This is a genomic window from Nocardioides pelophilus (assembly GCF_014180685.1).
GTDB classification, from domain to species: domain Bacteria; phylum Actinomycetota; class Actinomycetes; order Propionibacteriales; family Nocardioidaceae; genus Nocardioides; species Nocardioides pelophilus.
In genome coordinates this window covers 1-21,793 of record NZ_JACEHF010000058.1, presented here as the reverse complement: position 1 = coordinate 21,793, position 21,793 = coordinate 1, and the positions used below count along the sequence as shown (strand labels likewise).

The following is a 21,793-nucleotide window of genomic DNA, read 5'->3' as shown; positions in this document are numbered from 1 at the left end:
CATGGTGGTCGGCAAGAACCTCGGGGCCGACTCGCTCCAGCGCTGGCTCGGCGAGCAGGGCTATCCCACCGAGCGGCTCGCGAGCGCGAAGGGCTTCCGGGTCCTCGAGACCCGGGCTGTCGCTACGGAGTGACCGCCGTCCGCAGCAGGCCGGCCGAGACCGGGTCCTCGACGGGCACGCGCTTCCACAGCGCCAGCAGGAGGTACGACGCGGGCCCGGTCAGCTCCGCCACCGGGTCGGCGTCGCCGATCTCGAGCGGCGCGGCGTCGACGTCGGTCGGGACGAGCCGGATCGTGCCCGCGAGGGGCGTGATCCGCTCGAGGCGCACCTGCCGGGGGTAGAAGAAGCGCGCGACCTCGTCGACGCCGTCCCAGGCGAGGGCCGGGTCGACCGACCAGGTCTCCGTGCGCCCGATCGCGGCGAGCGCGTCGTACTCGTGGACCACGGTCTCGTGCACCTGCCGGCGTCGCCAGAACCCGGCGATCTTGTCCGGCCCGAACGTCCAGGCGGGTGCATCCGGCTCGCGCGCAGCGAGTGCGTCGACCAGGTGCCGCGCCGACTCGCGGTACCACTCGACCATGTCGGGCGGGTCGCCCGCGTACGGGCTGTCGCCGTCGGGAGTCCCGTCGGTGATCGCGTGCGCGGCCCAGCGGTGCACCCACCCGAGGTGGCCGACCAGGTCGGCGAGGGTCCAGCCGGGACAGGTCGGAACCGGCGCCTCGAGGTCGCCGGCCGCGGCGGCAGCGGCGAACCGGCTCGTCGCGCCGTCGAGCAGCGGGATCCAGTCCATGCGCGGATCCTGCCACCCCGGCCACGCCGTCCGGACCGGCTACCTTCGCTGCATGACGACCGAGATCACCGTGCGCGGGTCCTACTCCGCGTTCCAGCCGCCGGAGCGGGCGACGGTCCGCGCCACGCTCGGCTTCGAGGGGCCGCAGATGCAGCCGGTCTACGACCGGGTGGTCCGCGACCTGGAGGCGGTGTCGGCATCGGTCGTCCCGCTCCACGACCCCGACCGCGGCCCGGTCACGTGGTGGTCCACCAAGCACGTGCGGACCTGGGCCAACCGGCCGTGGAACAAGGACGGCAAGCAGCTGCCGCTCGTCCACCACGCGAGCGTCGGCATCGAGGTGAAGTTCCGCGACTTCGGCGCGCTTGCCCGCTGGGTCGGCGGTCACGTCGAGCACACGGCCGGGTTCAGCCTCGACGGCGTCACCTGGGCGCTCACCGAGAAGGTCAAGCGGCAGCTCGCGCGCGACGTACGGGCCCGGGCCGTGCAGGACGCGGCCGCCCGCGCGCAGGAGTACGCCGACGCCCTCGAGCTCGGTCCCGTCCGCCCGGTCGCGCTGGCAGACGCCGGCATGCTCGGCGACGGCCTCCACCCGACCTCGGCCGTCGCCGAGACCGCGTTCATGCGGGGTGGCGCGGCCGCGGACGGTGGCGGCGGCGAGCTCGCGCTGACCCCCGACGACATCGAGGTCTCGGCCGTGGTCGACGGCCGGTTCGTCGCGGGCTGACGGGTCCCTCCAACAGGCTGCTCGCAACAGGATCCTGCCGACGAGCGTTGGTGGGGCATGGAGGCAACGATGGACGACGTCGGTGCGCGACCGGTCCCGGCCGCGTTCGACGACTGGGTCGCGGCGCGTGGATCGGCGTTGCTGCGGCTCGCCTACGTGCTGACCGGCAACGCGGCGGACGCCGAGGACGTCGTGCAGGACGCCTTGTCCCGGGCGCTCCCGAGGTGGGACCAGATCTCCCGCCTCGACGACCCGGACGCCTACGTCCGGCGGATGGTCGTCAACGCGCACACCTCGTGGTGGCGCAAGTTCCGCCGGCGCGAGTCGCCCGCCGCCGACGTCCGCACCGACGAGGTGGTGACCGGGCCCGGTGAGGGGCTGCACTCAGACGAGCGCCGCCGGCTGTGGGCCGCCTGCCAGGCGCTTCCTGCCGACCAGCGAACGGCAGTGGTCCTCCGCTACTACGAACAGCTCGAGTACGACGAGATCGCCGCGCTGACCGGGGTCCGTGAGGGCACCGTCCGCTCCCGGGTGTCGCGCGGGATCGCCGTATTGCGGCAAGAGATGGGTGAGCGCGATGAGTGACTTCGAGGAGCGGCTGTCCGCCGTGATCGCCGGCCAGGCCGACGACGCACCGCAGGGGGGCGGGCTCGCGGAGGCGGCGCGCCGCCGCCACGGCGTACGCCGTCGACGGCAGCTCGCCGTGGGTGCCGTTGCGGTCGTGCTGGCGATCACCGCGCCGGTAGTCGTACTCGCCGGCGGCGGCGGGGACGGGGCCCGTGACGAGCTGGTCGGCAACGACGGGACGTCGACCGCTCCGACCGGTGAATGGCAGACGGTCGAGGACGGCGACGTCCGGGTCGCGATCCCTGGTGACTGGGGCAGGTTCAGCTGCGACTTCGACGGCTTCGAGAGCGAGGTGTTCGGACCGACCGAGGTGGACGCCTGCGACTTCCGGACCTACCTCGCCTTCTACGGCAGCGCGACCTTCGACCCGTTCGCGGGTCCCGGCGTGATCTCCGCGAACGAGGACGCGGACGACCATGGCTGGTCCGGCTACGTCTACGCGGGCGACCTGGCGGTGACCTCGTCGACGGGGGACCGCGAGCTCACCCGCCGGATCCTCGCCTCCGCTCGCGTCGCCGGGCAGCCGGAGGTCGACGGCTCCGAGTGGCGGACCGTCGAGGACCTGGGGATCCGGGTCGACGTCCCTGAGTTCTGGGGCCTGGGTGCTGAAGCGGACCTGGAGCTGTACGCCGTCTGCGTGGCGCCTGGCGAGCGGGACGACCCGCCCGAGCTGGAACCCAAGGCCGACGTGGACGAGGTCGGCGTCGGGCTCTCCTACGTCTCCGGGCGATGGGTCTCGGTGTCCGCTCCTACCCAGGCTCTCGGTGACCTGGTGATGGCGACGGTCGAGGCGACGGCCGCCAGCTCGGCGATCGGGTGCGTCCGGGATGACTTCGGCGACGGTCTGTCCGGCGCGGAGCCGGCGTTCCCGTGCGACCCCGGCTTCGGCGCGCCGAAGCCGCGCGCCGGGTGTCCGGACCCGGCCCCCGACCTCGGTTGGCTCTCGCGGGGCAGCGGCGGACAGCTCGTGCTCCAGCCGTTCCGAACCCTCCACAACGATGCCGAGGGCGAGGCCTATGCCCAGGAGAACGGCCTGGAGTACCCGTTCTCCAACGACTACCTGGACGTTCCGGCCGGTGCACCTGCCGCGTTCGACCCGTTGAGCGCACAGGTCTGCACGGGCGCGATCGCGATCCGGGCCGGCCACCGGGGGCCGCTCGAAGACCACGTGGTGGACTGTGCCGACTTCGGAGCCGCGCTCACGCGCCGCGACTCACGCATCCCCGTTGCGGTCTGGCGCGACGACGGCGTCGTCGTGCAGCTCTCCGAGCTCTACCGGCCGTAGGGCCAGGCGACGGCAGGTGGCATGCCGATGGCCCCGCCGGAGGCGGGGTGCGGAGCGGGAGAGCTACTGGTCGGGCGGGTCTGACCCTCGGGTGGTGAGGTTGTGGGTGCCGGTCGGGTCGACCAGGTAGGTGCCGGAGGGCAGGGTCCAGAGGTAGGTGCCGGGGGTGAGTATCCGGTAGTGGGCGCGGCCGGCGGTCTTCATCCGATGGTGGCCTCGGCATGTCGGCGCCAGGTTGCATTGACAGGTCGGTCCGTCCTCGTCGTGGGGGACGATGTGGTCGAGGTCGCAGGACTCGGCTGGTCGGGTGCAGTGGGGGAAGACGCAGTGGTGGTCGCGCAGGGTCACCTGCCTGCGGATCCGGTCGGGGATCTCGTAGGAGTCGACCGGCTGGTGGCCGTTGAGGTCGATCACCGGGCGGACGATCACGCTGGTGCCGGGGGTGCCGAGCCAGGTCTTGATCTGCTCCGGAGCGAGCGGGGTGCGGGTGTTGGCGCATCGCGCTACCGCGCTGTCGGCGGTGGCTGCGCTGTGTGCGGCGTTGAGGTGGAGGATCAGCTCGGCCTTCCGGCCCGGGACGGTGCGGGTGATCTCCCCGGTCTCCGGATCGACGACCTCGAGGTCCAGGGAGAGGTCCTCGCGGGCGAGCTCGCCGGCGGCGATGGACCGTCGGACGTCGAGGGACTCGTCGCAGCCGAGCTGACCGAGGACCGTGGCGCGCCGGGCGATTGCTTGTTCGAGGTCGAGGGCGTCGACGATGTCGAGGGTGCCGGAGATGTGGGCGGTGCCGTCGAACCCGGCCTGGTCGAGCCCGATGTCGAAGTGGCGGTGGTCCTGGGCTTCGCGCCGCTTCTCCTCTGCGGAGGCGGGGTCGAACCGGACGAGTGCTTCCTCGACGAGCCGGTCGATCTGGGCCCAGGTGCAGCCGTGGGCGAAGGGGGCGAGGTGAGCGTCGACGAACCTCGCGGCATCTTCGGGGAGTATCCGGGTGGTGTCGGCGATGCGCAGGGCCTTCCACACCGGCACCTGCCCGTCGAGGACCCGGATCCAGGTCTTGGGGAGGCGGTGGGCGAGCTCGACGACCTGGCCGACGTAGGAGCGTCCGGAGTCCAGGGTCCGGCCGAGCAGGGCGGAGAGCTCCATGACCGCGAAGTCGGAGATCAGGGGGGCGCCGGGTCCGGCGACCGGGAGCCCGGTGTCCAGGCCCCGCTCGGTGAGGGTCGACGCATTGCTCTGGTCGGTGACCACGTGCTCGGCGGCCCACTCCGCGATCGCTCTCACGGTCGCGATCTCCTGCTCGACGATGATCGCCCGCCGGTCACCGATCTCGGCCAGCAGCTGCTGCGACCGGGACAACTCGGCAGCGTCGACGGCCTCGTCCGCCACCGGGGCGGTGAGGTCGAAGAGGGGCGCGGTCCCGAGATCCATGTCGCCTATTCAAGATGGGACCACCGACACTTCGACACGCTCAGAGCCCGCCTGTGGACGGGTGAGTCTCGGTCTTTCGGCTGTGGACGACAGCTGGTTCGTCGCCTTGGTTTCGAGGCTCGGCGCTGGCGCGCCTCGCACCTCAACCAGCGGCGGTGGCTGGCGCGCCTCGCGCCTCAACCAGCGCCTCGCACCTCAACCAGCGGCGGTGGCTGGCGCGCCTCGCGCCTCGACCAGCGGCGGCGGCTGGCGCGCCTCGCACCTCGACCAGCGGCGGCGGCTGGCGCAGCGGCGCCGGCACGACCGCGAACCTGAGCACTGCCGAAAACCCATCGCGGATGGCAGCGCCCTGCCGGACAATCGCACCTTGTGGGTCACGTAGAGGTCACCGGCGTCCGGTACGAGCTTCCCGATGGTCGGGTGCTGCTCGATGACGTCTCGTTCCGGGTCGGGGACGGGGCGAAGGTCGCGCTGGTCGGGGCCAACGGGGCCGGGAAGACCACGCTGCTGCGGATCATCACCGGTGAGCTGGTGCCGCACGACGGCACCGTCGTCAGATCCGGTGGGCTCGGGATCATGCGGCAGATGGTCGACCGGGGGCTCGGGGACGGCCCGACGGTGGCCGACCTGCTGCTGTCGCTCGCCCCGCCGCGGATCCAGGCAGCTGCGCGTCAGGTCGAGAAGACCGAGCTGAGGCTCATGGACGACGAGAGCGAGGGCGCGCAGCTGGCCTACGCCGCCGCGCTGGCCGAGTACGCCGACGCCGGCGGCTACGACCTCGAGGTCACCTGGGACGTCTGCACCGTCAAGGCACTGGGCGTGCCCTACGACCGGGCCAAGTACCGCGAGCTGCGCACCCTCTCCGGAGGCGAGCAGAAGCGGATCGTCCTGGAGTACCTCCTCGCCGGCCCCGACGAGGTGCTGCTCCTCGACGAGCCCGACAACTTCCTCGACGTCCCCGGCAAGATCTGGCTGGAGCAGCGGATCGCCGAGTCGCCGAAGACGATCCTCTTCATCAGCCACGACCGCGAGCTGCTCGCCAACACGGCCACCCGGGTCGTCACCGTCGAGCTCGGCGCGGGCGGGGGTGGCAACCAGGTGTGGACGCACCCGGGCGGCTTCGCGTCGTACCACGAAGCCCGCCGCGACCGGTTCCTCCGCTTCGAGGAGCTGCGCAAGCGCTGGGACGAGGAGCACGCCAAGCTGCGCGCGCAGATGCTGATGTACAAGCAGAAGGCGGCCTACAACTCCGACATGGCGAGCCGCTACCAGGCCGCGCAGACCCGGCTGCGCAAGTTCGAGGAGGCCGGGCCGCCGACCGAGCAGCCGCGCGAGCAGCAGGTCACCATGCGGCTGTCCGGGGGTCGCACCGGCAAGCGAGCCGTCGTCTGCGAGTCGCTGGAGCTGACCGGTCTGATGAAGCCGTTCGACCTCGAGGTCTGGTACGGCGAGCGGGTGGCCGTCCTCGGCTCCAACGGATCGGGCAAGTCCCACTTCCTGCGGCTGCTGGCCGCCGGCGGGAGCGACCCCGACGTCGAGCACCGACCCGTCGGGGACGTCGTCGTACAGCCCGTGCTGCACGCGGGGCTGGCCAAGCTCGGCGCCCGGGTCCGTCCGGGGTGGTTCGTGCAGACCCACGAGCATCCCGAGCTGACCGGCCGCACCCTGCTGGAGATCCTCCATCGGGGCGACGGCACTCCGAACGGCCGGCAGGGCATGGGCCGCGAGCAGGCGAGCCGGGTGCTCGACCGCTACGAGCTGAGCATCGCTGCCGAGCAGCGGTTCGAGTCGCTCAGCGGCGGCCAGCAGGCGCGGTTCCAGATCCTGATGCTGGAGCTGTCGGGCGCCACCTTGCTGCTGCTCGACGAGCCCACCGACAACCTCGACGTGGCGTCCGCCGAGGCGCTCGAGGACGGACTCGCTGCGTTCTCCGGCACGGTCCTCGCCGTGACCCACGATCGATGGTTTGCTCGGGGCTTCGACAGGTTCCTGGTGTTCGGCGCCGATGGCGGCGTCTACGAGTCCGATGATCCCGTCTGGGACGAGGGAAGGGTGGCACGAGTCCGATGAGCCTGCAGATCGAGGTGGTCGACCCGTACGACGACGACGCGTTGGCGGCGTGGTTGCACGTCGTCAACGTCGCCGACGAGTTCGAGCGGGGGGACGCCACCACCTTCTGGACCTTCCCGGAGATCCAGGTCGTCGCGCGCAACCCGCGCAAGAGCCTGAAGGAGGTCCACGTCAACGGGTCGGTCGACGGCGTGGTCGTCGCGGCCGGCCAGGTGCGGCTCCCGCAGCTCGACAACCTGTCCGCCGCCGACGTCGAGGTCAGCGTGCTGCCCGAGCACCGGCGCCGCGGCTACGGCTCGGCGCTGCTCGAGTTCTGCGAGGGCATCGCGAAGGAGCACGGCCGCACCCGGTTGGACGCGATGACCGCGTGGAAGTACGACGGCCCGGCCGACGGCGCCGGCACCTCCGGCGTCGAGTTCGGCAAGGTGCACGGCTACGTCTTCGGTCTCGGTGACGTCCAGCGGGAGGTGACGCTCCCGGTCGACGACGCGGTCCTCGCGGAGCTGGAGGCGGAGGCCGCCGAGCGCGCGTCCGGCTACGAGCTGCGCACCTGGACCGGACCGTTCCCCGACGACGACCTGCTCCTGCGCTACCTCGAGCTCTCCTCGAAGCTGATCACCGAGGCGCCGACCGGTGACCTCGACTACGAGGACGAGGCGGTCGACGTCGAGGCGCACCGCATCCACGAGGAGGTCTTCGCCAAGCAGGCGCGCACCATCTTCACGACGGTCGCGCTCGCGCCCGACGGCGCGGTGGCGGCGTACACCGACCTGATGGCGCCGTCGCACGACACCACGCACGTCTACCAGTGGGGCACCCTCGCCAGCCGCGAGCACCGCGGCCACCGCCTCGGGCTCGCGGTCAAGGTCGCCAACCTGCGCGCCCTCCAGGCCACCGGCCAGTACGACGGCCGCCGGCTGGTCACCTGGAACGCCGAGGTCAACGACCACATGATCGCGATCAACGAGCGGATGGGCTTCCGGCCGACGGCCCGCGCCGGCGAGCTCCAGAAGAAGATCTCGTAGTGCGGCTCGCGATCACCCCCGTCGACCCGTTCGACGAGGACTCGATCGAGGCGTGGGTGCGACTCAACACCGACGTGGTGCGCCACGAGATCGGCGAGGCGGGCGCGATGTGGACCGCGCCCGAGATGATCGCGGCGCTGCAGCAGCCTTCCAAGAACCGGCAGGAGCGCCTGTTCCACGGCACGATCGACGGCGAGCTGGTGGCGACGGGGTGGATCACGGTCCGGATGCTCGACAACCTGGACGCGGCCGATCTCTACGTCGCCGTGGTGCCTGCGCGCCGCCGTCGCGGCCTCGGGTCGGAGATGCTCGCCCACCTCGAGCAGGTCAGCGCCGAGCTCGGGAGGACGCGGCTGGACGCGATCACCGACTGGCCCTACGACGGCGCACCGGACGGCGCGGGGGCGCCGGGCGTGGAGTTCGGCCGCGCGCACGGCTACGCGTTCGGTCTCGGCGACGTGCAGCGGGAGCTCCGGCTCCCCGCCGACCGGGCAGTGCTGGAACAGCTCGCAGCACAGGCGGCGCCCCATCACGCCGACTACGAGCTGCGCACCTGGTCGGGGCCGATCCCCGACGACATCCTGGGCAGCTATCTCGAGCTGTCGACCCGGCTGGCGACCGAGGCGCCGACCGGTGATCTCGAGCGTGAGGGCGGGGTCGTCGACGTCGAGGCGCACCGCAGCGCCGAGGACGTGCTGGCCGAGCAGCAGCGGGTGCCGTGGCACACCGTCGCCCTCGACAGCGAGGGACGCGTGGTCGCCTACACCGACCTGATGGTGCCCGGCACCGACCCGCGCTGGATCTACCAGTGGGGCACCCTGGTCGACCCCGCCCACCGCGGCCACCGGCTCGGCGTCGCGGTGAAGGTGGCCAACCTGCTGGCCTTCCAGACCGCCCACCCCGAGGACCGGCGCCGGGTCGTCACCTGGAACGCCGAGGTGAACGCCCACATGATCGACATCAACGAGCAGATGGGCTTCCGCGCTACCGCTCGCGGCGGTCAGCTCCAGAAGAAGCTCTGACGGGCCCGGGTCAGGTGGCGTCGGAGCCGAGCCGCAGCTTGGTCGTCTGCTGCTCGCCGTCGCGCAGGTAGGTGATCGTCACCTGGTCGTCGGGGCGGTAGGACCGGATGGTCGCGACCAAGGTGCCGGAGCTGTCGATAGGGTGGTCGTCGACGCGGGTGATCACGTCACCGGCCCGCAGCCCGGCCTCGGCCGCGGCCGACCCCTCCTCGATCTCGCGAACCGCGGCACCGCCGTCCGCGTCCCCGACCTGGATGCCCAGCCGGGCGTGGGTCGGCGTCTCGCCGGCGCGGAGCTGCTCGATGATCGGCACCACCTCGTCGATCGGGATCGAGAAGCCGATGCCGATCGAGCCGGCGTTGGCGTCGCTGCCGTCGGCGGTGCGGATCGACGCGTTGATGCCGACCAGCTCCCCGTCCATGTTCACGAGCGGGCCGCCGGAGTTGCCGTGGTTGATCGCGGCGTCGGTCTGGATGGCGGGGTAGGCGGTCGTGTTGCCGTTCTCGTCGCGCGCGACCTCGACCGGCCGGTCCAACGCGCTCACGATGCCGCTGGTGACCGTCGCGTCGAGACCGTACGGCGAGCCGATCGCGACCACCTGCTCGCCTACGTCCAGATCGTCGGACCGGCCGATCGTGACCGGCGTCAGCCCCGAGACGTCCTGCGCCTGCACCAGCGCGGTGTCGGTGAGCGGGTCGGTGCCGACCACCTCGCCCGGCGTGGTCGAGCCGTCGGGCAGCGACACGGTCACCTCGGCGCTCTCGGGGTCCGCCGCCCCGCCGAGGCTGACGACGTGGTCGTTGGTGAGGATCAGCCCGTCCTCGGTGAGTACGACGCCGGAACCGCTTCCGCCCGAGCCGCCGGCGGTCACGTCGAGCGACACGACCGACGGCAGCACCGACGCCGCGACCTCCTCGACAGTGCCGTCGGGAGCCGCCCCGTCGTCGGTCCCGGTATCGGCGACCTGGAGCGGCGCGGACGTCGTACCACTGCCGTCGCCGGCGCCGTCGTCGTCCAGCGCGGACCACAACGCCGCGCCGCCCAGTCCCGCTCCGCCGCCGACAACCAGCGCACCAGCCAGCACCGCGACCGCGAACCCACCGCGACGCGGGCGCGGGGCTCCCGGGGGCGGCGGCCGTGGCGTGGCGTGGGGCGGCAGCTGTTGGTACGACGGCGGTGCGGAGATCGTCATGCGCACAGCCTGCGCAGCCAGCCTGTGAACCGACTGAGACGACGGTTCAGATTTCCTCAGAGGTGGCGGGGTCTCGTGACGGTCGCTGCGCGACCTCCTCGACCAGCGGTGGGGGTCGGTGGTGGCGGGGGCTCGTGACGGTCGCTGGGCGACCTCCTCGACCAGCGGTGGGGGTCGGTGGTGGTGGGGTCTCGTGACGGTCGCTGGGCGACCTCCTCGACCAGCGGTGGGGGTCGGTGGTGGTGGGGTCTCGTGACGGTCGCTGGGCGACCTCCTCGACCAGCGGTGGGGTCAGACCTGGCGCTCGCGCCCCTGCCAGTACGGCGCCCGCAGCTCGCGCTTGAGCACCTTGCCGGTGGGGTTGCGGGGGAGTGCCGGCACGACCTCGACGCTCTTGGGGCACTTGTAGTGGGCGAGGTGCTCGCGGGAGTAGGCGATGATCTCGTCGGCCGTCGCGGTCGCGCCTTCCTTGAGCGCGATGAACGCCTTGACGGACTCGCCCCACTTCTCGTCGGGGACGCCGACGATCGCGACCTCCAGCACGGCCGGGTGCTCCGACAGCACCCGCTCGACCTCGGGGGAGTAGATGTTCTCGCCGCCGCTGATGATCATGTCCTTCAGCCGGTCGGAGACATAGAGGAAGCCGTCGGCGTCGAGGTGGCCGATGTCGCCGGTGCGGAACCACCCGTCCTCGGTGATCACCTCGGCCGTGGCGTCGGGCTTGTTGAGGTAGCCGCGCATGAGCTGCGGCGTGCGCATCCAGACCTCGCCCGCCTCGCCGGTGGGGAGCTCGTCGAGGCTGCCCGGGCCGACGATCCGCAGCTCGCACTCCGGGATCGCGCGACCCGCCGACAGCAGCCGCTCGGGGTGCCCCTCGGCGGCTGCGTTGCGGTGGTCGTCGGCCAGCAGGTGGGTCGCGACGCCCGACACCTCGGTCAGGCCGTAGACCTGGATGAAGTCGGTCCCGGGCCACGCCTCCATCGCGGCCCGCAGCAGCGGCGGCGGCATCGGCGAGGCGCCGTACGTGTAGGTCTTCAGCGCGCTGAAGAGCTTGATCGCGTCCGGCCCCGCCTGCAGCACCTGCGCCAGCACGGCCGGCACCAGGAACGTGCAGTTGGCGCCGGCGAGGATCGCGCCGGCCAGCGACCCGGCGTCCGGCTCGCGGGTCATCACGCTGGGGACGCCGTCGTGGATGCCGAACAGGACGTACGACGAGCCGCCCACGTGGAACAGCGGCATCGCGACCATCGACTTGTCGCCGGGGCCGAACTCCCAGCCGTCGTGGGCGTTGATCGTGTGGCGGACCATGTTGCGGTGCGTGAGCATCACGCCCTTGGGACGCCCGGTCGTGCCCGAGGAGTACAGGATCAGGCAGACGTCGTCCTCGACCACGTCCGGCCCGTCGTCGCAGGGCGTCGCCCCGGCCAGGAACGCTTCGTACTCGTCGCCGTCGGCGCCGTCGGGGGTGACCGCGATGATCCGCTCGACGTTCGGCAGCCGGTCGCGGATCGCCTCGACCGCCGGCATCAGCTCGGTGCCGACGAACAGCACCTTCGCGCCCGAGTCGTTGACGACGTAGTCGATCTCGTCGCCGGCCATCCGCCAGTTGACGATCGCGTTGGCCGCGCCGATCGACCCGGCGGCCATGCTGATCTCGACGCAGGCGGGGTGGTTCTTGTCGAGGAAGCCGACCACGTCACCGCGGGCGACGCCGAGCTCGCGGAGCGCGCCCGCGGCCCGGTGCACCCGGTCGTGGAGCTGGGCCCAGGTCCACGTGCGCCCGAGGTAGCTCATCGCCTCGCCGTCCGGCGTGGCCTCCGCCCAGTAGTTCAGCCGGTCGTCGACGTACGTCGGCTCGGGCGGTACGGCGGGGGGCCAGGACTTGCGGGCAGCGGCATCGGCGACGGTGCTCGTGGGGGTGCTCATCGGGGGATTGTGGCCTACCCCACAAAGCCGCACAACGAACGCGCCGCGTCGTGGGCCATAACCTCAGACCGGGAGGCCGAGCGCCCGGAGGTCGAGCCGGAGCCGGTCGGCGTCGGTGAAGACCAGCCCGCGCATGCCGAGCGCCTCCGCCGCGGTGACGTTGCCGGCCTTGTCGTCGACGAACACCAGCGCCGCGAGCGGCAGGCCGCACCGCTCCGCGGCCATCCGGTAGATCGCAGGGTCGGGCTTCGCGACGCCCTCCACGCCCGAGACGACGACGTCCTCGAGCAGAGCGAGGAAGTCGAAGCGCGCCGGCGCGTGCGGATACAGCTCGGCGGAGAAGTTGGTCAGCCCGACCTGCGGTACGCCGGCCGCGTGCAGCTCGCGCACCAGCGCGACGGTGCCGGGGTGCTCGCCGACCATCGAGGCGCCGAAGTTGTCGAAGTAGGCCCGGCCGTGCGCGGCCCACTCCGGGTGGTCCCGGTCGAGCAGCGCGAGCGCCTCCGACCAGGGCCGGCCGGCGTCACACGCGTGGTTCCACGCGCCGAAGTCGAACCCGTCGAAGAAGCGGCGCGCCTCGGCGTCGCCGAGACCCGCAGCCACCGCGGCGCGCGGGTCCCAGTCGATGAGGACGTTGCCGAGGTCCCAGACCACACCGGCAGCGTCGTCGCGGTGAGCGCTCAGGCCCAGCGCTCCTCGGCAGGAACGAAGTCGAGCTTGCGGGCGCCGGTGTAGATCTGCTTCGGCCGGGCGATCTTCTGCTCCTTGTCCTGCACGAGCTCGAGCCACTGCGCGAGCCAGCCGGGGGTGCGGCCGATCGCGAAGAGCACGGTGAACATCTCGGGCGGGAACTCCAGCGCCTCGTAGATCAGGCCGGAGTAGAAGTCGACGTTGGGGTAGAGCTTGCGCTTGACGAAGTACTCGTCCTCGAGCGCGATCTTCTCCAGCTCCATGGCGACCTCGAGGAGCGGGTTGACGCCGGTCACCTCGAAGACGTCGTCGCAGGCCTTCTTGATGATCGTGGCGCGCGGGTCGTAGTTCTTGTAGACCCGGTGGCCGAAGCCCATCAGCCGCTCGTTGCCGGCCTTGACGCCCTCGATGAAGGCCGGGATCTCGGACTTGTTGCCGATCCGGCGCAGCATCTTCAGGACGGCCTCGTTGGCGCCGCCGTGCAGCGGGCCGAACAGCGCGCCGATGCCGGCCGCGACCGCGGAGTAGGGGTCGACCTGCGACGAGCCGACCGAGCGGACCGCGTTGGTCGAGCAGTTCTGCTCGTGGTCGGCGTGCAGGATGAAGAGGGTGTCGAGCGCCTTCGCGATCCGCGGGTCGGCCTCGTACTTCGTCTCGCTCATCTTGAAGAGCATGGAGAGGAAGTTCTCGGAGTAGCTGAGGTCGTTGTCGGGGTAGATGTACGGCTTGCCCTGCGCGTGGCGGAACGCCCAGGCGCCGAGGGTCGGCATCTTGGCGATCATCCGGACCATCTGGATGTGCCGGTTGTCCGGGTCGGCGATGTTCGAGGCCTCGGGGTAGAACGTCGAGAGCGCCCCGACCGACGCCATCAGCATCCCCATCGGGTGCGCGTCGTAGCGGAAGCCCTGCATGAAGGCCTTCACGTTCTCGTGGACGAACGTGTGGTACGTGATGTGGTGGACCCAGTCGTCGTACTGCTCCTTGGTCGGGAGCTCTCCGTGGATGAGGAGGTAGGCCACCTCGAGGAAGCTGGACTTCTCCGCCAGCTGCTCGATGGGGTAGCCGCGGTACTCGAGGATCCCGGCCTCGCCGTCGATGTAGGTCACGGAGCTGCGGCACGAGGCGGTGTTGACGAACCCGGGGTCGTACGTCGCCAGGCCCGGCTGGTCGTCGGCGGTCTTGATCTGGCCGAGGTCAGCCGCCCTGATCGTGCCGTCGGTGATGGGGAGCTCGTACTCCGCCCCGGTGCGGTTGTCGCGTACGGTGAGAGAGTCAGTCACGGTCTAGACCGTAGTCGAGTCACGAATCGGCCGGTACCCGCCGTCCCGCACCGTGAGGCAGCCGGCGGATGGTAAAGCCCGCAGCGACCGCCAACGGGAACATCAAGATGCCGTAGACGGCGGCCGGTACGGCGAGCGCCTCGCTGTCGAGCACGCTGATCGCGACCGCGATGGCGAGCGTGCTGTTGTGGATGCCGACCTCGAAGGCGGACGACAGCGACTGCCGCTCGTCGACGCCGGCCAGCCGGGGGAGCAGGTAGCCGAGGGCCAGGCTGGTCGCACAGAACACGGTGGCGACGACGCCGATGTCGGCGAGGTAGTCGGCGAGGTTCTCGCGCTCGGCCAGCAGCGCCCCGCCGATGACCAGGGCGAGCACCACCGCGGAGGCGATCCGGATCGGCTTGTCGGCGCGGTCGGCGAAGCCCGGTCGCGACCGGCGGACGACCATCCCGATCGCGACCGGGACGAGCACGATCGCGAACACCTGCAGCGTCTTGCCGAGCTGCAGCCCGACGTCGCCGGCGCCCTGGGGGTCGAAGTACGCGACGGACAGGTTGACGACCAGCGGCAGGGTGGCGACGGCGATCACCGAGTTGACGGCAGTGAGCGTCACGTTGAGGGCGACGTCGCCCCGGAAGAGGTGGCTGAACAGGTTGGCCGTGGTGCCGCCCGGAGACGCGGCGAGCAGCATCATCCCGACCGCCAGCAGCGGGTCGAGCCCGAACGCGGTCACCAGGCCGAAGCAGATGGCCGGCAGGATCACCAGCTGGGCTCCGAGGGCGATCACGACCGGCTTGGGGTCGCGGCCGATCCGCCGGAAGTCGTCGACGGTCAGCGACAGGCCGAGGCCGAACATGATGATGGCGAGCGCGATCGGCAGGCCGACCGACGTCAACGCTGAATCCACCGTGTGCACCCCCTCCCCGGATGTGACGCAGGTCATACTGTCACAGGCATTTGGCGGATCCGGCGCCTCGCCCGTAGTCTTCTCGATTGCGTCTTCTGCCGCTCCCGCGTGCGGGGGCAGAGCCCACCTCGACAGCCCGCCTGTCGACGGGGCCAGTGTTCGTCAGAGGACGCCTCGGCCGGAGCCTTCGGCCGTGCTCACCACGAACGAGAAGAGAGTGACGCAGCCATGCGCACCTATGCTCCGAAGCCCGGCGACGTCGAGCGCCAGTGGCTCGTGATCGACGCGACCGACGTCGTCCTCGGTCGCCTCGCCGCCACCACCGCCAACCTCCTGCGCGGCAAGCACAAGCCGATCTTCGCGCCCAACGCCGACACCGGTGACTACGTCATCATCGTCAACGCCGGCAAGGTGTCGCTCAGCGGCAACAAGCGCGAGAACAAGATGGTCTACCGCCACTCGGGCTACCCGGGCGGTCTGACCGCGACCCCGATCGGTGAGGTCCTCGAGAAGGACGCCCGCAAGGCGATCGAGAACGCCGTGTGGGGCATGCTCCCGAAGAACAAGCTCGGCCGTCAGATGCTGAAGAAGCTGAAGGTCTACGCCGGCCCCGCCCACCCCCACGAGGCCCAGCAGGCCGTCCCCTACGAGATCAAGAAGATCTCCCAGTGACTGACTCGACCGACGCGAAGGATCTGAGGAACACCGTGGCTGACACCACCGCCGACACCACCGAGAGCACCGAGGTCGAGGAGACCTTCGAGACCGACGAGCAGGGCCTCGCCTACACCAGCGAGACCTCCCCGTCGTCCGCTGCCGTCGACGCCCGTCCGGCGACGATCGCCCCCGGCGCGGCCACCGGCCGTCGCAAGGAGGCCGTCGCCCGCGTCCGGATCGTTCCGGGCACCGGCGTCTGGACCATCAACGGCCGCACGCTCGAGTCCTACTTCCCCAACAAGCTGCACCAGCAGGTCGTCAACGAGCCGTTCACGGCTCTCGGCCTCGAGGGCCGCTTCGACGTGATCGCCCGCATCCACGGCGGCGGCATCACCGGCCAGGCCGGTGCGCTGCGCCTCGGTGTCGCGCGCTCGCTCAACGCGATCGACCTCGACGCCAACCGCGCCACGCTCAAGAAGGCCGGTCTGCTGACCCGCGACGCTCGCGCGACCGAGCGCAAGAAGGCCGGTCTGAAGAAGGCGCGCAAGGCGCCGCAGTACTCGAAGCGCTGATCCAGTTCCGCAGATGCGGATCTTCGGCACCGACGGGGTCCGGGGCCTGGCGAACTCGTCACTGACGGGGGAGCTGGCCCTGGGCCTCGGCGTCGCTGCGGCCCGGGTGCTCGTCGAGCACGGTGGCCTCGGCAGCGGTCGGCCGCGCCCGCTCGCGGTCGTCGGCCGCGACACCCGGATCTCCGGGCAGTTCCTGGAGCACGCCGTGGTCGCCGGACTGGCGTCCGCCGGGGTCGACGTGCTGCGCCTGCGGGTGCTTCCGACGCCGGGTGTCGCGCACTTCACCGATGCCCTCGGCGCCGACGTGGGCGTCGTGATCTCCGCGTCCCACAACCCGATGCCCGACAACGGCATCAAGTTCCTCGCCCGCGGCGGGGTCAAGCTCGACGACGCTCTCGAGCGCGAGATCGAGGAGCACCTCTTCCAGGAGTGGGACCGGCCGACCGGCGCCGACGTCGGCCGGGTGACGCCGTACGGCCCGACCGTGCAGGAGTACGCCGCGCACCTGGTCGGCACCCTCGACAAGCCGCTCGTCGGGGTCAAGGTGGTGCTCGACTGCGCCAACGGCGCCGCCAGCGAGGTCGGCCCCAAGGCGCTGACCGACGCCGGTGCCGAGGTGATCGCGATCGGCGCCGAGCCTGACGGCCTCAACATCAACGACGGCTGCGGTTCGACCCACCTCGAGCCCCTGCAGCGCGCCGTCGTCGCCCACGGCGCCGACGCCGGCTTCGCCGTCGACGGTGACGCTGACCGCTGCCTGGCGGTCGACCACACCGGTGCGGTCGTCGACGGCGACCAGATCATGGCGATCCTGGCGCTCGCGCTGCGCGAGACCGGCGGCCTGGTCGACGACACGCTGGTCGCGACGGTGATGAGCAACCTCGGGCTGGTGCAGGCGCTCACGGCCGCCGGGGTGACCGTTCGGCAGACGGCGGTGGGCGACCGCTACGTGCTCGAGGACATGCGCGCCGGCGGCTACTCGCTCGGCGGCGAGCAGTCCGGCCACGTGATCATGCGGGCCCACGCCACCACCGGTGATGGCCTGCTGACCGCGCTGCATGTCCTGCAGCGGATGGTCGTGACCGGCAAGACCCTGCAGGAGCTGGCTGCGGTGATGACCCGGCTGCCCCAGGTCCTCGTCAACGTGCCGAACGTCGACAAGGCCCGCTGCGACGACGCCGAGCTGCTGGCCGCGGTCGCGGCCGCCGAGGACGCGATGGGCGACACCGGCCGCGTGCTTCTCCGCCCGTCCGGCACCGAGCCGCTGGTGCGGGTGATGGTCGAGGCGCCGACCGCCGAGCAGGCGCAGTCCGTCGCCGACGGCCTCGCGGACGTCGTCCGCGCGCGGCTGGCGCTGACCTGACGTCTTTTCGGCCCCGGTTTGGCCGAAGCCGCCCGCCACTCGGGGGCGCCGACTTAACCTGCTCGCCAGGGTCAATCGCTCATCTCCAGGGAAGTCCCCCATGCGTCGAGGCAGCACCACCATCGCCGGACTCGTTTTCGTTCCGCTGCTGGCCGTCGTCGCGCCGCCACCGGCCTCGGCCGCGCTCGGCGACTACTGCGGCCTGGACGGGACGGCGGGTCTCGAGACCTTCGTCTGGGACGGCGGGGGCGACGACTCGCTCTGGCAGACCCCCGCGAACTGGGTGGGCGACGTCGCCCCACCCAACCTCGGCGACGCGGCGACCGGCTACATCTGCATCGACGCCGAGAACGACTTGGACACCGACAGCGACACCGTCTACATCGTGCACGAGGACGAGAACCTGGCGCCGGGCAACTCGAGTGCCGTCTCGGCCATGGTGCAGGCCATCGACGTCGCGTCCGGCACGCTGTCGATCAACCGCGCCGGCAAGCTCTACCTGTACGGGAACCAGACGGAGCGGCCGTCCTACATCCGGGGGGACGCCCGTCTCGAGCTGACGATGGGCATCCTTGGTGGCTCCGGCCGGGTCAACCTCGACGGCGACATGCAGATGACCGCGGCCCAGAGCGGTCCGGCCACGCTCAAGTCCAGCTGTCGCGGCATCGCCGGCGACAACCCCGGTGACCCGCCCGCACCCCCGGACACCCTTCCGCAGTTCTGCCCTCCGGCCGTCGACCCCGCCAACGGGTCCGGGCGTCTGGTGGTCCGTGGCTCGCTCACCGTGCGGGGCGGCTTCCTCGATGCCGCCGGCAACCTCACCGACGACGGGCTCGCCCGGGGAGTCAACCTCACCCAGCGGTACCGCCTGGACGTGGCGTCCGGGGGCGAGGTCCTGGTGGCCGGCAGCGCGTACGTCGCGCAGTCGCACACCGCGAGGATCGACGTCCGGCAGGGTGGCTCGTGGACGTTCGACGGTGACGGTGACGTCATCGAAGGGTCCTTCGAGGGCACACCGGACGGGCCGCTGCCTCCCTTTGCCAACGCGGGCACGCTGACCAAGGCGACCGGATCGGGAGGCAGCTCGATCGACACGGCCTACTCCGGCGACGGAGCGGTCGTGGTGCAGGCCGGGACCCTGTCCACCCCGGGCGGCTTCCCGGAGCTGGTGAGCGTCGCCGCCGGCGATGCCCTGGGGACCTACGACTGCCCCCAGGTCGCATTCGGCGAACCGGCCGCGGACTGCCTGTTCGACCGTCCGAGCGACGCCCCCGTCACCAACGAGCAGGACCGTCAGGCAGCGGAGCTCACCGTGCCGGCCACTGCCGGTCCGACAGCGCGGATCCAGGTGCGGGAGACGACCGCGCAGGGGCCGGAGGACCTGCAACCGCAGATCCTCGTGGCCAGCGCCGACCTCGAGCCCGACGAGGAGTCGGAGCTGAGCTTCGAGTTCAACGACGCGATCGGTCTCCCCGACAAGCCCGACATCAGCATCTACCGCAAGGCCGGGGCCGCGAACTGGCGGCAGGTGCCCGACTGCAAGCACGCAGCGGGGTCCCCGTTGCCGCGCGGTGTCACCGCCTGCGTCCGGGGTGGCCCGCGCGACCGGGCCGGCGGGAACGCCGTACGCGTCAAGGTGGAGACCAACCGGCCGCGCGGCCGTTGGGTGCTCCGGACCCGCCGGGCGGACGACGGTACGACGCTGCGCGCCGTCGTCCCCAACGACAACGGCTCGTTCTCCTACCTGGACGGGCTGCCGGCGCCGGCGCAGACCCTGACGGTGCCGGCCGACCCAGCCTTCTGCGGGTCCGGCGCAGCCGCGACCTGGTCGCTCCACCGGGTCCTGGAGGACCGCGGGTCCGACGACCACTCGGTGGGCTGGCACCGCTCCTCGACGGGGCAGGCACGGGGCTTCTCGGTGCCCGTCGGCGACGTCGCCGACGTCGACCAGTTCGGGGTGGGTATGCGCTTGGAGGCAGGAGAGCTGCGCGGCTACGCGTGGATCGAGCGCTTCGAGAGCGCCACGGTCACCTGGCGCGCCGCGGCCCCCGTCACGGCGGCCGACACCGACGCCACCGACCGTGCCGACTGGCGGTTCGCGAACGCCACCGGGTTCACCTTCCGCTGGGACAAGTACGTCGACGGGGTGCGCGACCCCGGCGGAACCGTCGACGCGACCATCGAGGACTTCCTCGCCCGACGCTCCACGGTCAAGTCCGCAGGGCTGGAGCGGGACCGGGTCGGCTTCGCGTTCGGGTGCGCCGGTGAGCAGGTGCAGCTCGACGACCTCGTCGTGCGCAAGCTGGTCGACGACGTCGAGGACGCGCCCACCCGGGTGGTGGCGTGGGACCTGGAGACCCGGGTCGGGTTCGCCCAGATCACGCAGGACACTGACATCGGATCGACCTGCCAGCTCTCGCGCGAGCAGTGGCGCAACGTCGCGCGGCGGGGTGTCGACGCGACCGCGGGCGCCGCGTGGGTCATGGAGTGGGCGCCGACGGAGGGCGGACCGTGGCAGCGGCTGAAGGCCCCGGACGGCAGCGACATCGCCGGCACCGGGAACGCGCGGGACCTGCCGGTGCAGCTTCCTGCCGAACCGGGCTTCATCCGGGTGCGGGTGCCGTCGAGTGACGACTTCCGCGTCTACGTGAGCCCGCTGCAGCGGTTCAAGGTCGTCCCGGTGATCGACCTGCGCAACGTCACCCGCAACCGCAAGGCCCACGTCGGGCAGCGGATCCGGCTCAAGGCGACGGTTCAGCCGCGCGGTGAGCTGCGGCGTCGCCGCCTGCCGCTCGCGCTCTTCGTCGCCTACCCGGGCACGCGACGCCTGGTCAAGGCGCCCGCGCGGCTGGTCGACATGACCGTCCGCCGCGGCGTGCTCACCGCCAGCCTCCGCACGAGGTCCAGGCAGGGCCCGGGGCGCTACTACCTCGCGTTGCGGTACGTCGGAGCCGGAGATCTGTCCGCGGCGATGTCGAGCCGGGCGGCGTTCACCACCGTCAAGCCGAAGCCGGAGCCCAAGGAGAACCAGCCTCGGAACGAGGAGCCGTCGTACGTCGCGCCGGTGGACGAGGTCGACGAGACCAACAGCGACAGCACGAACTTCGGCGTCCGCCGCGTCGTCGCCGCACGGGTCAGCGACTGCGTGTTCTTCGTCGGCTCGCGGACCGGCGACTGACGAGCCGTGGAACCAGACGCGGGACGCCGGAGGACTCGAGGGTCGTGGTAGCGCAGTTCGGGGTGATCAAGGGTCGCTATGCGCTCGAGGAGATCATCGGCAGTGGCGGCATGGGTGTCGTGTACCGCGGCCGCGACGAGGTCCTCGACCGGCCCATCGCCGTCAAGATGATCCGGCAGGAGCTGGCGAGCGAGGAGTTCGTCAAGCGGTTCGAGCGAGAGGCGGCGATCCTCGCTAGGGTGCGGTCGCCGCACATCGTCGTGGTCTACGACTACGGCCAGCACGAGGACCAGTTCTTCATGGTCACCGACTACCTGGGCGAGGGTGACCTCGCCGGGTGGCTCGAGCGGCACGGACCGATGCCGGTCCCCGAGGCGCTGGCGCTGATGGCGCGGCTGGCCGACGGGTTGGCCGACGCCCACGAGCTCGGCGTCCTCCACCGCGACATCAAGCCGGCCAACACCCTCCTGTGGAGGCGGGGCGGCCGGCTGCACCCGGTGCTCGCGGACTTCGGGATCGCGGTGACGAGCGACCTGACGCTGACCAAGACCGGAGCGGTCGTCGGCAGCCCGCTCTACATGGCCCCCGAGCGGCACCTGGGCCAACCGGCGACGGTTGCCAGCGACATCTACGCGATGGGGTGTCTCCTGTACACCCTCGTCACCGGCGACCCGCCGTTCTGGGGCGGCACTGAGTTCCAAGCGGCGAACGCGCACATGAACGAGCCGATCCCCACGGTTCCCGCGGACCTGCCGTTCGCCGAGGAGATCGACCGGGTCGTCGCGGACTGCATGGCGAAGCGCCCCGGCGACCGGATCCGCTCGGCCGAGGAGCTCGCGCAGCGGCTGGACCGGCTGACCCGCCAGATCGCGCCGGTCGAAGAGGACGCCGAGGAGCCGGCCGCCGCTCCGGTGTCGAGCCCGCCGACGGTCGCCGCCGCGACAGGGGACACCACGGTCCTCTCTCCGACCGAGCCACCGCCGATGCCGCCACCGCTCGTCGCGGAGCAGGCCGGAGGCGACCGGTCGCGGACCGGTCTGGTCGTCGCCGGGG

18 protein-coding genes and 1 pseudogene are annotated in these 21,793 nt (G+C 71.6%); 12 read left to right on the top strand and 7 right to left on the bottom strand.

Features of this window, described 5'->3' with window-relative positions:
- Nucleotides 1-133 (top strand): annotated as a pseudogene (locus H0488_RS24100) (MFS transporter); the annotation flags it as partial.
- Here H0488_RS24100 and H0488_RS11535 read toward each other — a convergent pair.
- Nucleotides 123-791, bottom strand: coding sequence for a maleylpyruvate isomerase family mycothiol-dependent enzyme (locus tag H0488_RS11535; RefSeq protein WP_183099423.1), 669 nt, complete (start codon nt 789-791; stop codon nt 123-125). The pseudogene H0488_RS24100 and the gene H0488_RS11535 sit on opposite strands and share 11 nt — an antisense overlap.
- A 52-nt stretch (nt 792-843) precedes the next feature.
- Here H0488_RS11535 and H0488_RS11530 point away from each other — a divergent pair, with 52 nt between their 5' ends.
- From H0488_RS11530 to H0488_RS11520, 3 genes are all read left to right on the top strand, one after another.
- On the top strand, nt 844-1,518 hold the full coding sequence (locus tag H0488_RS11530; protein ID WP_183099422.1) for an SIMPL domain-containing protein: 675 nt from the start codon (nt 844-846) through the stop codon (nt 1,516-1,518).
- A 69-nt stretch (nt 1,519-1,587) separates the two neighbouring features.
- Nucleotides 1,588-2,103, top strand: a complete 516-nt coding sequence (locus H0488_RS11525; protein WP_246371894.1) for a SigE family RNA polymerase sigma factor — start codon at nt 1,588-1,590, stop codon at nt 2,101-2,103.
- Nucleotides 2,096-3,430, top strand: a complete 1,335-nt coding sequence (locus H0488_RS11520) for a hypothetical protein (RefSeq protein ID WP_183099420.1) — start codon at nt 2,096-2,098, stop codon at nt 3,428-3,430. Before H0488_RS11525 ends, H0488_RS11520 begins: the two co-directional genes overlap by 8 nt.
- 63 nt (nt 3,431-3,493) lie before the next feature.
- On the opposite strand, the gene H0488_RS11515 is transcribed toward H0488_RS11520, so the two are convergent.
- On the bottom strand, nt 3,494-4,858 hold the full coding sequence (locus tag H0488_RS11515) for an HNH endonuclease signature motif containing protein (protein ID WP_183099419.1): 1,365 nt from the start codon (nt 4,856-4,858) through the stop codon (nt 3,494-3,496).
- Between the two features lie 369 nt (nt 4,859-5,227).
- Between H0488_RS11515 and H0488_RS11510 the strand changes: the two genes are divergently transcribed.
- Genes H0488_RS11510 through H0488_RS11500 form a run of 3 tightly spaced genes read left to right on the top strand, consistent with a single transcriptional unit; the run spans nt 5,228 to nt 8,975 of the window.
- On the top strand, nt 5,228-6,928 hold the full coding sequence (locus tag H0488_RS11510) for an ABC-F family ATP-binding cassette domain-containing protein (RefSeq protein ID WP_183099418.1): 1,701 nt from the start codon (nt 5,228-5,230) through the stop codon (nt 6,926-6,928).
- A complete protein-coding gene (locus H0488_RS11505) occupies nt 6,925-7,953 on the top strand; it encodes a GNAT family N-acetyltransferase (RefSeq protein WP_183099417.1) in 1,029 nt (342 codons plus the stop codon). The genes H0488_RS11510 and H0488_RS11505 overlap by 4 nt, the downstream gene beginning before the upstream one ends.
- Nucleotides 7,953-8,975: a GNAT family N-acetyltransferase gene (locus H0488_RS11500; protein WP_183099416.1), complete on the top strand. Its 1,023-nt coding sequence runs from the start codon at nt 7,953-7,955 to the stop codon at nt 8,973-8,975. The genes H0488_RS11505 and H0488_RS11500 overlap by 1 nt, the downstream gene beginning before the upstream one ends.
- 10 nt (nt 8,976-8,985) lie before the next feature.
- Here H0488_RS11500 and H0488_RS11495 read toward each other — a convergent pair whose 3' ends face one another.
- The 5 genes from H0488_RS11495 to H0488_RS11475 form a co-directional block, all read right to left on the bottom strand.
- A complete protein-coding gene (locus H0488_RS11495; RefSeq protein ID WP_183099415.1) occupies nt 8,986-10,167 on the bottom strand; it encodes a S1C family serine protease in 1,182 nt (393 codons plus the stop codon).
- A 291-nt stretch (nt 10,168-10,458) separates the two neighbouring features.
- A complete protein-coding gene (locus tag H0488_RS11490) occupies nt 10,459-12,093 on the bottom strand; it encodes a long-chain-fatty-acid--CoA ligase (protein WP_183099414.1) in 1,635 nt (544 codons plus the stop codon).
- Nucleotides 12,094-12,156: 63 nt separating this feature from the next.
- Nucleotides 12,157-12,747: an HAD family hydrolase gene (locus H0488_RS11485; RefSeq protein WP_312856296.1), complete on the bottom strand. Its 591-nt coding sequence runs from the start codon at nt 12,745-12,747 to the stop codon at nt 12,157-12,159.
- Between the two features lie 26 nt (nt 12,748-12,773).
- The gene (locus H0488_RS11480; protein WP_183099413.1) at nt 12,774-14,063 is read right to left on the bottom strand and encodes a citrate synthase; all 1,290 of its coding nucleotides are present in this window, start codon (nt 14,061-14,063) and stop codon (nt 12,774-12,776) included.
- A 19-nt stretch (nt 14,064-14,082) separates the two neighbouring features.
- A complete protein-coding gene (locus tag H0488_RS11475) occupies nt 14,083-14,970 on the bottom strand; it encodes a bile acid:sodium symporter family protein (RefSeq protein ID WP_183099412.1) in 888 nt (295 codons plus the stop codon).
- A gap of 228 nt (nt 14,971-15,198) precedes the next feature.
- On the opposite strand from H0488_RS11475, the gene rplM reads away from it, so the two are divergent.
- The 5 genes from rplM to H0488_RS11450 form a co-directional block, all read left to right on the top strand.
- A complete protein-coding gene (rplM, locus tag H0488_RS11470; RefSeq protein ID WP_183099411.1) occupies nt 15,199-15,642 on the top strand; it encodes a 50S ribosomal protein L13 in 444 nt (147 codons plus the stop codon).
- Nucleotides 15,643-15,677: 35 nt separating this feature from the next.
- Nucleotides 15,678-16,199 carry a 30S ribosomal protein S9 gene (rpsI, locus tag H0488_RS11465; RefSeq protein WP_183099410.1) on the top strand — a complete coding sequence of 174 codons (522 nt, stop codon included), beginning with the start codon at nt 15,678-15,680 and terminating at the stop codon, nt 16,197-16,199.
- A 13-nt stretch (nt 16,200-16,212) separates the two neighbouring features.
- Entirely contained in the window at nt 16,213-17,562 is a 1,350-nt protein-coding gene (glmM, locus tag H0488_RS11460) for a phosphoglucosamine mutase (RefSeq protein WP_183099409.1), read from the top strand.
- 100 nt (nt 17,563-17,662) lie between these two features.
- Entirely contained in the window at nt 17,663-20,740 is a 3,078-nt protein-coding gene (locus tag H0488_RS11455; RefSeq protein ID WP_183099408.1) for a hypothetical protein, read from the top strand.
- Nucleotides 20,741-20,784: 44 nt separating this feature from the next.
- Nucleotides 20,785-21,793 (top strand): serine/threonine-protein kinase (locus tag H0488_RS11450; protein WP_183099407.1); only part of this gene is annotated, 1,009 nt, incomplete at its 3' end.

Excerpts from the sequence above, each read along its gene's own strand:
- H0488_RS11535 (WP_183099423.1), bottom strand. The coding sequence starts at position 791 with ATGGACTGGATCCCGCTGCTCGACGGCGCGACGAGCCGGTTCGCCGCT.
- H0488_RS11530 (WP_183099422.1), top strand. The coding sequence starts at position 844 with ATGACGACCGAGATCACCGTGCGCGGGTCCTACTCCGCGTTCCAGCCG.
- H0488_RS11525 (WP_246371894.1), top strand. The coding sequence starts at position 1,588 with ATGGACGACGTCGGTGCGCGACCGGTCCCGGCCGCGTTCGACGACTGG.
- H0488_RS11520 (WP_183099420.1), top strand. The coding sequence starts at position 2,096 with ATGAGTGACTTCGAGGAGCGGCTGTCCGCCGTGATCGCCGGCCAGGCC.
- H0488_RS11515 (WP_183099419.1), bottom strand. The coding sequence starts at position 4,858 with ATGGATCTCGGGACCGCGCCCCTCTTCGACCTCACCGCCCCGGTGGCG.
- H0488_RS11505 (WP_183099417.1), top strand. The coding sequence starts at position 6,925 with ATGAGCCTGCAGATCGAGGTGGTCGACCCGTACGACGACGACGCGTTG.
- H0488_RS11495 (WP_183099415.1), bottom strand. The coding sequence starts at position 10,167 with ATGACGATCTCCGCACCGCCGTCGTACCAACAGCTGCCGCCCCACGCC.
- H0488_RS11490 (WP_183099414.1), bottom strand. The coding sequence starts at position 12,093 with ATGAGCACCCCCACGAGCACCGTCGCCGATGCCGCTGCCCGCAAGTCC.
- rplM (WP_183099411.1), top strand. The coding sequence starts at position 15,199 with ATGCGCACCTATGCTCCGAAGCCCGGCGACGTCGAGCGCCAGTGGCTC.
- glmM (WP_183099409.1), top strand. The coding sequence starts at position 16,213 with ATGCGGATCTTCGGCACCGACGGGGTCCGGGGCCTGGCGAACTCGTCA.
- H0488_RS11455 (WP_183099408.1), top strand. The coding sequence starts at position 17,663 with ATGCGTCGAGGCAGCACCACCATCGCCGGACTCGTTTTCGTTCCGCTG.